At 46.2% G+C, this 14,653-nt stretch carries 11 protein-coding genes and 1 pseudogene; 7 read left to right on the plus strand and 5 right to left on the minus strand.

Features of this window, described 5'->3' with window-relative positions; all coding sequences use genetic code 11:
* Positions 1-461: 461 nt before the first annotated feature.
* Positions 462-653, minus strand: a complete 192-nt coding sequence (locus tag HDC92_RS12530; protein WP_048905418.1) for a cold-shock protein — start codon at positions 651-653, stop codon at positions 462-464.
* A gap of 446 nt (positions 654-1,099) precedes the next feature.
* Here HDC92_RS12530 and HDC92_RS12535 point away from each other — a divergent pair, with 446 nt between their 5' ends.
* From HDC92_RS12535 to HDC92_RS25370, 7 genes and pseudogenes are all read left to right on the plus strand, one after another.
* The gene (locus HDC92_RS12535) at positions 1,100-1,696 is read left to right on the plus strand and encodes an RNA polymerase sigma factor (RefSeq protein WP_183874907.1); all 597 of its coding nucleotides are present in this window, start codon (positions 1,100-1,102) and stop codon (positions 1,694-1,696) included.
* Between the two features lie 64 nt (positions 1,697-1,760).
* Positions 1,761-2,930 carry a FecR family protein gene (locus HDC92_RS12540; protein ID WP_183874909.1) on the plus strand — a complete coding sequence of 390 codons (1,170 nt, stop codon included), beginning with the start codon at positions 1,761-1,763 and terminating at the stop codon, positions 2,928-2,930.
* Positions 2,931-3,114: 184 nt separating this feature from the next.
* Positions 3,115-6,630: a SusC/RagA family TonB-linked outer membrane protein gene (locus tag HDC92_RS12545; RefSeq protein WP_183874911.1), complete on the plus strand. Its 3,516-nt coding sequence runs from the start codon at positions 3,115-3,117 to the stop codon at positions 6,628-6,630.
* A gap of 10 nt (positions 6,631-6,640) precedes the next feature.
* Positions 6,641-7,993, plus strand: coding sequence for a RagB/SusD family nutrient uptake outer membrane protein (locus tag HDC92_RS12550; RefSeq protein ID WP_183874913.1), 1,353 nt, complete (start codon positions 6,641-6,643; stop codon positions 7,991-7,993).
* Between the two features lie 16 nt (positions 7,994-8,009).
* Positions 8,010-8,582, plus strand: coding sequence for a TlpA family protein disulfide reductase (locus tag HDC92_RS12555; RefSeq protein ID WP_183874915.1), 573 nt, complete (start codon positions 8,010-8,012; stop codon positions 8,580-8,582).
* A gap of 99 nt (positions 8,583-8,681) precedes the next feature.
* On the plus strand, positions 8,682-9,443 hold the full coding sequence (locus tag HDC92_RS12560; RefSeq protein ID WP_183874917.1) for a TlpA family protein disulfide reductase: 762 nt from the start codon (positions 8,682-8,684) through the stop codon (positions 9,441-9,443).
* A 15-nt stretch (positions 9,444-9,458) separates the two neighbouring features.
* Positions 9,459-9,596, plus strand: a pseudogene (locus HDC92_RS25370) (hypothetical protein); the annotation flags it as partial.
* Here the strand turns inward: HDC92_RS25370 and HDC92_RS12570 are convergent.
* The 4 genes from HDC92_RS12570 to HDC92_RS12580 form a co-directional block, all read right to left on the minus strand.
* Entirely contained in the window at positions 9,543-10,655 is a 1,113-nt protein-coding gene (locus tag HDC92_RS12570) for an FAD-dependent monooxygenase (protein ID WP_183874919.1), read from the minus strand. The pseudogene HDC92_RS25370 and the gene HDC92_RS12570 overlap by 54 nt on opposite strands.
* Before the next feature lie 24 nt (positions 10,656-10,679).
* Positions 10,680-10,811, minus strand: a complete 132-nt coding sequence (locus HDC92_RS25150) for a hypothetical protein (RefSeq protein ID WP_255484522.1) — start codon at positions 10,809-10,811, stop codon at positions 10,680-10,682.
* Between the two features lie 193 nt (positions 10,812-11,004).
* Positions 11,005-11,835 carry a metallophosphoesterase family protein gene (locus tag HDC92_RS12575; RefSeq protein ID WP_183874921.1) on the minus strand — a complete coding sequence of 277 codons (831 nt, stop codon included), beginning with the start codon at positions 11,833-11,835 and terminating at the stop codon, positions 11,005-11,007.
* A 90-nt stretch (positions 11,836-11,925) separates the two neighbouring features.
* Entirely contained in the window at positions 11,926-14,598 is a 2,673-nt protein-coding gene (locus tag HDC92_RS12580; protein ID WP_183874931.1) for a PAS domain-containing protein, read from the minus strand.
* Positions 14,599-14,653 lie beyond the last annotated feature (55 nt).

The raw sequence follows: 14,653 nt of genomic DNA on the forward strand, positions 1-14,653 counted from the left end.
CGTCCATTGCACCGGGGGATATTAGAATTTACAGGATTTTCAGTGTTGGAGCCCCATGTTGTCTACGGACCTGCACGACTGCCAGCGGATGATCTGGAGCGCGAGATCGAGAGATGGCGAATACGATTATCTCAAATAGAGATGGAAGATCAAATCCACGTTGGGAATTATTAAATAACTGTGACGCCAAAACAGGCCATACACAAAAACGGTTACGGATAGCGAGTGTAATTTAACCCACCAAATTAAATTTCGAAAACCCTTAAAAATTTAGTTAAATGAGCTGATTAATTTGAACGCTTTTCAGTCTTTAAATATCAATTCCTTCATAAATGATAACAAAGCAAACCAGCGGCTCTTAGTCAGGAAACAAAGGGTCACAGCGTCCAGATCAGTAGTACTGGCACAAAAAAAAACACCTGCCGAAAGCAGGTGCCTTATCAATTATAATTGAAATCTGTTTAGCTGATCTTAACGTTAATTGCATTCAAGCCTTTTTTACCTTGCTCGATGTCATAGCTTACGGAATCATTCTCACGAATGTTGTCCATTAAACCAGAAGAATGAACAAAAATTTCGCTATCACCATTCGCTGGCACGATAAATCCAAAACCTTTTGTCTCATTGAAAAATTTTACTGTTCCTTGTTGCATTGTATTATATTTAAATTATACACAAAGATAATCAAATAGTTGAGATATAAAATTTTATTTTAAATAATTAAAAAAAATACAATTATATTTCACAATACCCATATCAGTCAAAATAATTTTTTGAAAGCCAAAGCACCTCAAATATCCATGCTTAGATCAGTGTCCCTAACATTCCTGCAAGTAGTCCATATCCCATCACGCGGATCAGCACCAATGAGGTTTCTGCTTGACGTTACACCTGGTAATTGTTCATTAACTTTAGCCGCACTATTGACCAATAATTCTGCATCCTGCGAACAGGCATAGCGTTTTTTTGGCTTCCTTCAGCGCCAAATCATGCAGCCATTGAGGAGTGATGCTTAATTAGTCATGATCTGTTTTGCAAGAAATATTCAATAAGTTTGTCCTGGAATTTCTTTAACTTTTGTTTAGGATAACTTTAGTAGATGTCGGCTTTTAGCAAACTTACGGATCGGGAACTTACTGTTTTGCTGAAACAGGGTGACCGCCTGGCCTTTTCAGAGATCTATAGCCGGCACTGGCATAATTTGTTTTTGCATGCCTATAAGATGTTGGACAATGAAGATGAAGCTAAAGATGTCATACAGGAACTTTTTATTTCCCTTTGGTCTAAGGCTGCAGATTTGCAGATCAAAACCAATTTAAAAGCGTATTTATACGTCACCGCACGCAACAGGGTAATCAATCATATACGCAAACATCGGATCAATGATGATTTCCTGAATATAATAGCCGGGGAAATGAAAGAAGCTGATGACAATACGGTACAAACCATTGAAGAAAGAGATTTGATAGCCCTGATCGATCAGGAGATTAATCTACTGCCCCCCCGCATGAAAGCTGTTTTTGAGATGAGCCGCAAGGAATTTTTGAGTAATAAAGAAATTGCCGCCAGGCTGGGCACATCAGAAGAGACGGTGAAAAAACAGATCTCCAATTCCATCAGGACATTGAAATTGAAACTAAACCAGCATGCCGGTGCTGCGGTAATCCTCCTGGAACTCCTTAAGCATAGGGCATAATTTATTTCAACACCCAATACCACCTACCCCTTTCGGGATGTGTCTTTATAGTAATGGACGCATTATGAAGGATTCAAAACTTAAAGCAGCACAATTAATAGACCGTTATCTGGATGGCAACTGTACAGATCAGGAGCGCCGACTGGTAGAGCAAGTATATAATAAAGTGGCAATGGCCAAAATCATCAGCGCTAAAGATGTCGATTTTAACAGGATAGGCCGCGAGAGCTGGGCATACATTGCTGCCGAAACGGAACAAGGCGTTGAAGCTGGTTCCCATCCTAAGAACACGTTGAAGTCTTGGTCGATATTCAGACTGCGTAGAGCTATTGCTGCCGTAGCGGCGACAGCAATAATTGCACTGGGGGTATGGTTCTATACATCATCTATAAGCGATAATCCCGAGGGAAGTACTGTAACCAACAATCTCTTGAATGATGCCGACGACATCGCGCCAGGTAAAAACACTGCAATTCTTACTCTTGCAAACGGTAAAGTCATCACCTTAGATACGAACAAAACAAGTGTAGTAGTTGCCGACAGCGTTAAAACAATGACCACACTTGTCGCATCAACCCCTCTCGGTGGCACCTATCAAATTGTTTTACCTGATGGCACCAAAGCCTGGCTGAATGCCGCATCTTCTATCAGGTTTCCGTCCAGCTTTGCCGGAAATAAGTATCGCCATATAGAAATGACGGGCGAGGTTTACCTGGAAGTAGCCAAAGACAGGGCACATCCTTTCATCGTAAAAAGCCGCAATCAGGAAGTTGAAGTGCTGGGTACACATTTTAATATTAACAGTTATGAAAATGAAGGAGTAACAAAGACAACCTTGCTGGAAGGAGCTGTGCGTGTTACGGCATCTCCTACTTACGACGAAGGACTGCCCAAACAACATGGTAAAACTGTGGAAGAAACTGTGCTCAGGCCCGGTCAGCAGTCGGTCTTGACCGGCTCCAACCGAATAACTGTAAAAAAAGCTGACATGACCGAAGCAATAGCCTGGAAAGAGGGAAACTTTGTATTCAATAACGAAGACATTGAAACCGTTATGCGGCATATCGCCAGGTGGTATAATATTGAAGTAAAGTATGAAGGAAACGTACCTGCAGGCGAATTTTCGGGCAATGTATCCCGTTCGAAAAAGATAAGCCAGGTACTGCAGGCCCTGGAACTCACAAAATTGGTTCAATTTGAAATAAAAGGAAGGACGGTAGTGGTGACGAAGTAAATCAAAAAAACCAGATCCCGATTAGATCGGAACCTGGTTAAGTCTGGCCACGGCCAATATCTAGTATCAACTGTTTAGCGCAAACGCCTGTTCCCTGGAAAGTAGAGGCGGATGCATATCAGTGAAGTTAGCCATAGCTCCAAAAAGCAATAGCTACTCCACTATCAAACCAAACTACGAACGAATGTATCAAAAATTTACCAAACAAATAGGTATACACAAACAGCTATACCACAAAATTCTGCTAATTATGCGCCTAACCACCGTATTACTTATAGCATCCCTTATGCATGTCAGCGCTGCTGGTATAGCACAAAAAATTACGCTATCTGAACAAAATGCAACACTGGTCAGCATTTTTGAAAAGATAAAAATGCAAACGGGCTATGATTTCGTAGCAGACGGAACTTTATTGAGGAGCGCTCCGCTGGTAACCATCAATGTCAAACAAACTGAGCTTAAGGAGGTGCTCCCGCAAATCTTTAAAAACCAACAATTGGAGTTTTATATCAGAGAAAAAATGGTTATAGTTTCCAGAAAGGATCCTTCCATTTTGGAGAAAGCTACTCTTTTCATCCAGAGCACAGCAAAAAATATTTTTCAGAATATTGATGTTTCTGGTAAAATTGTTGATGAAAACGGAAGCCCTGTCCCTGGAGCAACTATAAAAGTTAAAGGGACAAACACTTCTGTTTTTTCGAGTAAGGATGGGACTTTTGTTGTAAAAAATGTAGATGAAAGGGCAACGATTGAGATCTCATATGTAGGGATGACCCCATTAGAATTAAAGGCAGCCACAGATATAGGTACGGTAAAATTACAGATTGCTGTTGGAAAGCTGGAGGAAGTGAGTGTGGTAAGCACCGGTTACCAGGATATTCCCAAAGAACGGGCTACAGGCTCTTTTTACCAATTGGATAAAACTTTATTGGAATCCAGAAATACGCCTGATCTTGTCAGTCGACTGGATGGTTTAACAAGCAGTTTACTGGTCGACCGCCGTCCTGGCGCGCAGCAAACGCTGCAAGTACGGGGCCTCAGCACCCTGACCTCCACTGCAGCCTCCCCGCTGGTTATCCTGGACAATTTCCCCTATGGCGGGGACATCACCAACATCAATCCGAACGATATCGAAGACATCACGCTGTTGAAAGACGCCGCCGCCAGCTCCATCTGGGGGGCCCGGGCGGGTAACGGCGTGATCGTGGTCACCACGAAAAAAGGCCGGAAGAACCAGCCCCTGCAAGTGAGCGCCAATGTCAATACGACGCTGTCATCGCGACCCGACCTATTCTCCGCCGGTCAGCTATCCTCCGCCAGCATGGTGGAACTACAGCGCTACCTGTTCGGCAAAGGCTATTATAACAACCAGTTCACCGCCCGCACGCGCCCCGGCATCCCCGAGGCGGTAGAGATCCTGCAAAAACAGAAACTTGGTCAGCTTAGCGCTGCAGATGCCGAAGCACAGCTTTCCCAACTTAAAACACAGGATGTGAGGAATGACATGCAAAAATACCTGTACCGTCCGCAGGCCAGCCAGCAGTATTATGTCAGCCTTAGCGGCTCCGGGCCGAAAGTCCGCTACCTCGCCTCGGCAGGCTATGACCCTGCGCTGGCCACGCTGAAAGGCAATGAGAACGGCCGGCTGACCCTGCGAACGAATAACGTGATCGACCTGACCAGCAAATGGCAGCTGCAAACCGAGCTGATCCTGACCAAGACGAAGGCGCTCAACAACAGCCCGGGCGGCTATGGTTCCTATACCAGCAGCAGTACTTCGTTGTCCCCTTACGCCCGGCTGATCAACCCGGACGGCAGTCCTGCCGCCGTCGACATCTACCGCAGAGGTCTGTATACCGATACCGCTGGCAAAGGCAAACTGCTGGACTGGAAATACCGGCCGTTGCAGGAATTGGATAACCTGGACCGGAGCACGAACATGACCGATATCCTGGGTAATCTGGGGATGAGTTATAAAGTCACAGACTGGCTGACAGCTGACATCAAGTACCAGTACCAGCAGAGCTGGAGCGATTACCGGGATCTGTCCAATCTGAACACTTACTATACCCGGGACTATATCAACCGCTTCACGCAGATCAGCGGCAATACGGTTACCTACATCGTCCCCAAAAACAGTATTCTTTTCGACCGTAATACGATCAACCGTTCCCAGTCCGTCAGGGGGCAGCTGACCGTCAACCGGAGATTTGCTACCGATCACCAGCTGAGCGCCATTCTTGGTGCTGAGCTCCGCGAAAACCGGATCGCTATAGACACCTACCGGACCTATGGATATGACCCCAATTCCCTGACCACGGTCAATGTCGACTACACCCGCGCTTATCCCAGCTATGGCAATATCAGCGGCACTACGTTCATCAGTGACGGTACCCTGTTCAAGCGCTACACGAATCGCTTTGTCTCCACTTTCGCCAATGCTGCCTATACGTTCCGGGAAAAATACACCCTCTCTCTGAGCGCCAGACGGGATGCCTCCAACCTGTTCGGCGTCGCTACCAACCAGAAATGGGTACCCCTTTGGTCAGCTGGCGGCCTGTGGCGCATCAGCGAAGAACCCTTCTATCACTTCAGCTGGCTGCAGCAGCTGAATATGCGCCTGTCCTACGGCTTGAGCGGCAACCTTGCGCCTAATGCCACCTCGCTCAGCCGCATCCAGTATTATTCCGCAGCGCAGTCCGAGATCAATGTGCCTTTCGTGGGTATCGATTCCCCGCCCAATCCCGACCTGCGCTGGGAACAGGTCAGGACCTGGAACGCGGGACTGGATTTTTCCCTGCTGCATGGCCGCATCAGCGGCAGCGTAGATGTGTATAAAAAACATTCACTTGACCTGATCAATGGTGTGCAACTCGACCCCACGGTCGGCTTTTCAACCAATGACCAGAACTCGGCCGACATCCGCTCCCATGGTGTCGACCTGGTGCTGAATACGGTCAACCTGAAAGGCGCGCTGAGTTGGCGCAGCATGCTCCTGCTGAACTATATTTCCTATAAAACCACTAAAAACCTTAACCCGCCGACCGATGAAGGTCTGGTGAGCGATGGCTTGTTTATTTTCCCGGTAACCGGTTATAACCCTTATGTGATCGTCAGCTATAAATGGGCGGGGCTTGATCCAGCCACAGGCGACCCGCAGGGCTATCTTAACGGGCAGGTGAGCAAGGATTACCTGGCTATGTCGCAGAACCCGGCCAGCCAGCAGGTGGTCAACGGCTCCGCGGTACCACCGCTGTTCGGTACGCTGCGTAATGCACTGGATTATAAGAACCTGGTGCTTTCCTTTAACATCGGCTACCGTTTTAATTATTTTTTCCGACGGCCGGCGATCAGTTATACCGATCTGTTCAGCAGGGCGATCGGCTATTCCGAATATGATCAGCGCTGGCAGCAGCCAGGCGATGAGGCCCGGACCAACGTTCCTTCACTGTCCTACCCGGTCAATACGTTGCGCGACAACTTTTATAAGTACTCGGAGATCAACGTGGAGAAAGCCGATAACATCAAGCTGACTGACATCGCGCTGGGCTACCGGCTGAAGAAACTGACTTTTAACGTGTACCTCAACCAGCTCAACTGGATCCTCTGGCGGGCCAATAAAAAAGGCCTGGATCCTGATGTGCTTTACGGCCTGCGGCCGCCCGCCACCTATGCCGCCGGTGTTCAACTTTCCCTTTAAATCCATAGCCATGAAAAACCATAAATCTATTCTCCCACTTCTCGGCCTTTGTGTCCTGAGCGCCCTATTGCCTTCCTGTAAAAAATATTTGGAAGCCAAATCCGATGCCTCCATCACCACGCCTTCCAAACTGGAAGACCTGGAAGGCATCCTGAACAACTACAGCTTTATCAACTGCCGCTATCCCTCCGCGCCGGAGAGTAGCGCAGATAACTATTACCTTACTACGGCGGACTGGAACAGCCTTGTGCAGCGGCAAAGAGATTTTTATCTCTGGAACAAAACCGCGGATATCGGCGGCGATTATACCGGCCCCTACCAGATCATCTCCTATGCCAATATCGTGCTGGAGGCCGAACCGAAAATGGGTGGCGAAACCAACCGGAAGAATGCTGTACGGGGGCAGGCCCTTTTTGTGCGGGGCAGTTATCATTTCGCGCTTGCCCAGCTGTTTGCCGGTCCCTATGACGCAGGCACAGCAGGCAACTCACCGGGGATACCGGTCCGCACAACAGCAGCCATAGAGGCCCCGGTCAGCAGGGCCAGCATCGCGGAGACGTATGACGCAATCCTAACCGACCTGAAGCAGGCAGCAGCGTTGCTCCCCCCGGTTTCGCCAGTCAAACACCAGCCTGGTAAAGCTGCCGCTTTTGGCCTGCTTTCCCGTATTTACCTGTCGATGCGGGATTACCGGCAAAGCGAACTTTACGCCGACTCCTGTCTGGCGCTGTACAGCACGCTGCTCGATTATAACACGCTCAGCGCCGCCGCCGCCATCCCTTTCGCGCAATTCAATGCCGAAGTGATCTATGACGCGCGCAGCCTGCCCCCTCCAACCCTGCAGCAATCGCGGGCAAAGATCGACACCAATTTGTACCGGTCTTATGCCAACAATGACCTTCGAAAAACACTGTTCTACCAAGCCAACGCGGACGGCAGCCAGGCCTATAAAGGCAATTATTCGGGAACAAGTGCCCCTACACTGTTTACGGGTATCGCCACCGATGAGGTGCTGCTGAACAAAGCGGAATGCGCGGTGCGAAACGGCGACATCCCAAGGGCGCAGCAAAGCCTGAACACCCTGCTGGCCAAGCGCTGGAAGAGCGGAACATTCCTGCCCGTTACGGAGAGCGATCCTAAAAAACTCCTGAATAGTCTCCTTGCCGAAAGAAGAAAGGAACTGGTATTCCGTTCGATCCGCTGGACTGACCTGCGGCGCCTGAACAAGGACATTGAAACCGCTCAGGTCCTTTACCGTAACATCAACGGCCAGACATCGCGGCTCGAACCCGGTGCTGCCCGTTACACCTACCTGCTTGACCAGAATGCCGTGCGGATCAGCGGGCTGGAGCAAAACCCATAATTTAATATTCTTGCAAATGAAATTAATTAAAAAACTTTTCCTGCCATTTATTTTAGCCCTATGCCACTTATTTTCAAATGTACATGCACAAGCACCCACCATGATAAAGCACTTGAAAATAGGAGATCAACTGCCCGATATTGAGATCACTAATTTTATGAATTCAACCATAGTTAAAGCAAAAGTTTCCGATTTTAAGGGTAAGATTTTGTTGCTTGATTTCTGGCATAGTGGCTGCTCAAGCTGTATTGATGCATTTCCGAAGATGGATTCATTGCAAAAAATATATTCCGGAAAACTTCAAATATTTTTGGTAAATCCCAAAAGCCTCAAAGACACCGAACGAAATGTTAAAATAGTGGTTAACAGGATCAACTCTTGGACAGGCACACCGTTTATATTGCCCATTTTATTTCCTGATACGGCAATTTCTGAGAATTTTGATATCAGGTCATTTCCTGCTGTAGCATGGATAGGCCCTGAAGGCAGGGTCCTTGCCATCACCGGATCCTCTGAAGTAACAGGAGAAAACATCAGTAATGCGATCAAAGGGCTTCCCATAGCCACTTCATTCCACAGCGTTAAGTAACATATAATTAAAAACCAAACCATCATGATCTTTGAAAAATTTTTAGTGGAACAACTAAGATCGTGGTGGTTTTATCATAAATAAACAAAATTTAACACGATGAAAAATTTATTTTTGTTGCTCATCTGTCTCAGCTTAACTGAAGTGACCACCGCACAGCATCGGGGCGTGTATGTATATGGGGATGTCAAAAATGAAAAGGGGCAACCAATAGTGGGTACGCTGGTAAAATTAAAAAAATCGCAAGCATACGAGCTCAGCGATAACAAAGGTAGATTTAGGATTTGGCTTCGAGGTGGATCAGATGAACTCTCATTTTCGCATCCATATTTTACGGCCCAGACCATACTCTATGGTGATACAGATGTATACACGCTGCATATTAAATTGAAACAGGATAAGTCGATAGCAAACAAAAAATCTTTCAAAAAATACAGCAGAACGCAAATTGCTGTAGGTGATTCCCTGCCAAATCTTTTATTAGAAAATATTATAAATTCGCCACATAGCGCTCGGTGGATATCAGATTATAAAGGAAAAATGCTCCTGCTCGCCTTCTGGTCAGTTAAAGCCGGGTTGAACGATATTGCCCGGATAAATAAATTAAATTTGTATTTTGGGAATGACATGGAAATCCTTTTAATCAATAGTACAGAGGATATATCTGCTGTTAATGACTGCCTGTCTGGCATTGGCAGAATTCAAACTCCGGTAGTTTTGGAAACAGGTTTGGCCAAATCCGGATTTCCAAACAGAAATTTGCCCTTTTGTGTGTGGCTGGATAGACAAGGCGTTGTCCAGTCAATTACCGGTCTGGAAGATGTCAATGACGAAAACATCAAAAGATTTCTAAATAAGTGAAACGATGATGAATTTGAAGACACTCTTCATACAAAGGCTGAAATGATGGCTCTATGGAACCATATATGGGATTGTCTTTTCAACGCCATAGAACCCCGATTAAAACAACGCTGCTTCGGTATTTCGTTTCCGAATGGCTTCTTCCGATCTTAGTACAAAATTCGTTTTTAGATTTTGCTCAGCCATGTTTTGTATTTCCTCAATATGAGGACGAAGTACACGCTCGAATTCGGCAAATGCTTCACGAAAATTCCCCTGGTTTTTCAATAACGCATCGGCTACCGCGGCAGCACCCTGGATCGCCAGCGATCCACCCTGACCTGAAGCCGGTGACGGGCAGTAAGCAGCATCGCCAATCAGCGCCACCCGTCCCTTTGACCAGGAAGGCATTTTTATCTGGCAAAACCTATCAAAATAAAAATCCGGTTCCTGTTGGATTTCCTGGAGTAGTTCTGCACTCCGCCAGCCGATACCGGAAAATTGCTCCTCCATTATTGTTCGCTGATGGGCCACATCCCGATAGTCATAAGGGATATCGTTGTCAGACAGAAAAATAAAAATGATGTCCGTCTTTCTATTATAGCTATTTAACATCACTGATTTATACGGTACACTATATGTTTGCATGTTCCGTTCCGGCACAAGGAGTTTGGGGATGATGCTGATGGAAAAATAAGCCCCAAGAAAATGGCTGTAATCAGTTTCAGGTCCGAACCAAATCTTCCTGGTGCCCGAATGGGATCCATCGCCACCCAGTACGATGTCAAAATCCTGGGAGCTGCTTCCTTTGAAACTAACGTTTATTCTATCTGAAAACTCTTTTAAACCGATAATACTGTCGTTGAACTTGAAATTGACCTTTCCTTGGAGTGCGGCCATCATGACTTCAACGAATTTATGCCGTTCGATCTCGATCTCGTCGTTTTGTGTCTCACCTCTACGATCAATTACAATACAACCTTCCGTTACGTTCTCCGCGTTTTTATATTCGATCTGATCGACACCGAGTTGGTGCGCCTTTAACTGTTCATACAGTCCCATACGTTTGACGATCTCGACCGTCTGCGCATTCAGATCGACAGCGGCCCCGTTAGTGCGTGGTAATGGTGCCAGTTCAACAAGGCTGACCTGATAACCGAGATAGTTCATCCACCAGGCAGTTGAAAGGCCTGCGATACTCGCGCCTGATACTAAGACTTTTTGATTTTTCATGTTGCAAAATTCCACAACATATCTTCAGGAAGATAGAACAATTGCGACAAAATCATCACCAAGATCCTCCCGGCGCACATTTATTTGACGGGCAAATGTAGTAGCGGTAATGCCGATATACCGTTTAAAGTCCCGGTTCAGGTGAGATTGATCCATCAGGCATTACTTCAAAAACGGATTTTACAGGACCCATATCTATATTCCGATACCAAAAACCGTGTATCGCGCTCCTGATTTCATGGGGTGTGTTTAACTCTATCTGTCGCATCGTTAAAGAATAAATCAAACCTGGTGTAAGGCTACATTATCAATTGATCTTTATGATATAGATACTTCAGCAATGGTAAACCTACTTATCAGACAAATTTAGCACTAGTTCATTCAGTTTATCAATCGGATTCATCATATAGGTTACAATGCTGTTGTCGTCCATCAGCTCCACAATCCGGTAGCCCTTATAAGCAGTACCCCAACTGCTGCCAATATGAGAATCGAAAAGGAACGTTATATTATTTTTCGATTTTACATCATCCTGGTCGTGGTCGTGGCCATGAAAAACTGTCCTTACGTTTTTATACTGGCTGATCAGGTCTATAAAATCCGGGCTGTCAATGCCATATTTTGTCCATTTAACCTGGGTAATGTGAACAAAAATAAATACATTCTCAGCTGCTTTATGCTTTTCCAGCTGGGCTTTCATCCAAATCAGGTCCGGGCAAAGGTAATCGCCCTTTTCATTCGAGGAACTGGCCAATATAAACACCTGGCCTTTCATCACAAAAGCATAGTTGAATGGCATATTCCAGGTATCTGTCCAAACTGCTTCGGTAACCATATCATGATTACCTTGGGTAACATAATAAGGCATTTTCAACTGATCCAGGCATTTTTTGGCAGGTGCAAGAAAAGAGGGTGAATTGTGAATGATATCACCGTTGATGATACAGCAATCCAAACGTTTCTTTTTATGCTGCAGATTGATCTGCTCCACTACTTGCTGATAGTTCTTTGCATATTCCGTGCCTGGCTGACCGTAATGCCCATCGGATGCCACTGCAAAACGAAGTTTGCTTTTTTTGCCGTTTTCAGCCAGGTATTTACCTGTACCCTGAACAATTTCCCCGTTTGCCAGTAGCACCAGCACAGGGATTGAAGTTTTTAAAAATTGTCTCCGTTGCATACCTTAAAACTAAATAAAATAATTCATCTATATCGTTGAAAATGCTTTTTGATTGGCAATATATATCAGAATTAAACCATTTTGATCAACCTATCCTCCGTCATGCTCAGCAATAGGTAGTTCGAAGTAAAACGTTGAACCCTTGCCCCGTTCGCTCTCCGCCCAGATCTTCCCACCATGACGATCAATGATCTCTGCACTGAGATAAAGTCCGATCCCAAAACCCGATATATTCGTATTGTTCTCTACACGATAAAAACGCTCAAAGAGTTTTTCAAGATCAGCCTGATCAATCCCTATCCCCCGATCTGAAACAGCAACCCTTACCAAATCGCCAACCGGAGCGCAGGATATCATAATTTTTGACCCTACAGGAGAATACTTCACCGCGTTGCTCATCAGGTTGTTGACCACCTGGGAAAGCTTTGCCCGATCAGCCTCCACATAAATTCCCGCTTTGAGATCACTGGTAATCTGATGCGTACTGTAAAGATCAATGTGCTCGGTGTAAACCTCCGCAATCATTTCGGCAATATCAAAACGGCTCTTCTCAATGTGGATCTTACCCGCATCCAGACGCGAGACATTCAGGAAACCATTGATCAAAGCTGTCAGCTGACGAACCTGCTTAAGTGGTTGCTCAAAGGATTGACCAGCAATCACCTCGCCTTTGCCGGCCTTGCGCTGCATTAGCTGCAGATAGGCATTGAGCGAGGTCAAGGGAGTCTTCATCTCATGGCTCACCATGCCGATAAAGTCGTTCTTTCTTATTTCGTCCTCTTTGATATCAGTGATGTCCATGATCACTCCCGTAAATGTTGTAAACTTACCCGATTCATCTACAGCAAGGTTGCCAAGGCCCCGCACCCAGCGAACCTTTTTGTCCCTGTATCCGATCACCTTATAGGAAATATCGTAGTTTCCACCATTTTGGATAGCATCATCGACTGCATGGGCAACCGCTTCCCTATGTTCCTCATCGATCTGTGCTATGGCGTGGGCCAGCTCCATTTCATCTTCCTGGTCATAACCAAAAAGCTCTTTCAGCCTCGGAGAAGCAATCATTTTCCGGGTTTCGGTATGTATATTCCAGGTGCCAACATTACCAGCCTCGAGCGCATGACGCAACATCACCTCTGCGTGTTCAACCTTTCTTCTGGCCTGGACCTGTGCAGTAACATCAACCGCTACTACAAGGATATCAGCGGTTGCGCCCGAAGCGTTTGCCACTGGCTGATACACCACATTAAAAAAGAATTCTTTCAGCTCACCATCATGCTCAAGCATTGCTTTGATCTCTTCGGCATGAAATGCAATGCCTGAAGTAAAAACTTCATCCAGAATACCAAGGAATTGCTGCCCCTGAAGCTCTGGAAGCGCTTTTTCCAATTTCATTCCCACAATCTCCTTTGTCTTGCCCCAAACCTCCAGTATCTTGGCGTTTGCGGACTCTACGATCAGCTCCCTGCCAGCGAGAACGCCGATTGCAACAGGCGCTTCCTGGATCACAAACTTGAACCTTGCTTCGGAAATGGCCAGTTCCTCTGCATATTTTTCCAGCATCCTTTTCGAATGAACCCTGTCTGTAATTTCAAAGGACATGACCAGTACACCTGTAATGTTTCCTTTAATGTCCGATAAGGGCTGATAGGTATAGTCCACAAACGTTTCGCGGATAGATCCATCAGCCATGGTAAACAACACAGGGCTTTCCTTAACATCCAGCACTTCGCCTGTGCGCATCACCTCGCGAAGCTGTCCGGCAAATGGCTGATCGGCAAGGTCTGGCAGAATTTCCAGGAATGGCCTTCCCAACACCTCTTCTTTGCTTTTTTTCCAATAATTGAGATTGGAGTTGTTGATCATTTCTACAATCAGGTCATCCCCCCTGATCACCACCACTGAGGCTGGAAGGATATCAATGATCTGCTGTAAATTATTTACCGCCTGCTCGGCTGCAAACTTGCTCTGCAGAATATGGGTAACCTCATAAGCGAACACAAAAATCCCGTCCACCATATCCTGTGCATCAAACCGCGGTACATAGCTAAAGGTAAAATACCGGTCCACTGTAGGGCCACCTTCATATTCATTAAATGGGACAAGAAGCTCTGAAAACTCTTTGGGCTTGCCGGTAGCATAAACTTCTTTCAGCACCTGTTCCAGTGGTGTACCGATCAGTTCCGGCACCGCCTCGAACATTGGCCGGCCCAGCAGTTCACGTCCCGGAAGCAGCGCCTGATAATTGACGTTAACCAGCTCATAGACAAAATCTGGGCCAGCCATCACACAGATCCCAGCCGGAGCCTGCCTAAAAAAATTGTAAAGCCTGTCGCGTTCGCGTTCGGCAGCCTCGCGTTCAGCAGTTACTTTCTGGCGCTCGTGTACCTGCGAAGTATGTTCAAGCACCCATACCGCAACCTTGGTTACCTGCCCATCCGTATTTTTTACCGGAGCATAAACAAATGTCACATAGATCCATTCCTGTTTGCCGTGCCGGACCAGCATGAGCTTAACCTCATCGGCATAATAAGGCTCACCTGATATCACCACCTCAGCTAAGGCCCGCTCAAAATATTCTTTTGCTTCGGCAAAAGCCTCCCAGTACCATTTGCCCAGGATTGCCTCCCTGGGCTTCCCCGCAATCTCCAAAAACTTATCATTTAGCATCTCCGCAACCAGCGTTTCTGCATTAAGGATACATATGCCAATGGGAGCACTATCCACGATCATCCCAAGCTGGGCGTTATCAGTTAATTTCATAGGTAAACAAAACACTAAGTTAGTTAAACATAAGCATCGCACATAAAAAAGCCGG

It is taken from the genome of Pedobacter sp. AK017, from assembly GCF_014200825.1.
Lineage (GTDB): Bacteria > Bacteroidota > Bacteroidia > Sphingobacteriales > Sphingobacteriaceae > Pedobacter > Pedobacter heparinus.

Coding starts and splice junctions, on each gene's coding strand:
- HDC92_RS12530 (WP_048905418.1), bottom strand. CDS start 653: ATGCAACAAGGAACAGTAAAATTTTTCAATGAGACAAAAGGTTTTGGA.
- HDC92_RS12535 (WP_183874907.1), top strand. CDS start 1,100: ATGTCGGCTTTTAGCAAACTTACGGATCGGGAACTTACTGTTTTGCTG.
- HDC92_RS12540 (WP_183874909.1), top strand. CDS start 1,761: ATGAAGGATTCAAAACTTAAAGCAGCACAATTAATAGACCGTTATCTG.
- HDC92_RS12545 (WP_183874911.1), top strand. CDS start 3,115: ATGTATCAAAAATTTACCAAACAAATAGGTATACACAAACAGCTATAC.
- HDC92_RS12550 (WP_183874913.1), top strand. CDS start 6,641: ATGAAAAACCATAAATCTATTCTCCCACTTCTCGGCCTTTGTGTCCTG.
- HDC92_RS12555 (WP_183874915.1), top strand. CDS start 8,010: ATGAAATTAATTAAAAAACTTTTCCTGCCATTTATTTTAGCCCTATGC.
- HDC92_RS12560 (WP_183874917.1), top strand. CDS start 8,682: ATGAAAAATTTATTTTTGTTGCTCATCTGTCTCAGCTTAACTGAAGTG.
- HDC92_RS12570 (WP_183874919.1), bottom strand. CDS start 10,655: ATGAAAAATCAAAAAGTCTTAGTATCAGGCGCGAGTATCGCAGGCCTT.
- HDC92_RS25150 (WP_255484522.1), bottom strand. CDS start 10,811: ATGGATCAATCTCACCTGAACCGGGACTTTAAACGGTATATCGGCATT.
- HDC92_RS12575 (WP_183874921.1), bottom strand. CDS start 11,835: ATGCAACGGAGACAATTTTTAAAAACTTCAATCCCTGTGCTGGTGCTA.
- HDC92_RS12580 (WP_183874931.1), bottom strand. CDS start 14,598: ATGAAATTAACTGATAACGCCCAGCTTGGGATGATCGTGGATAGTGCT.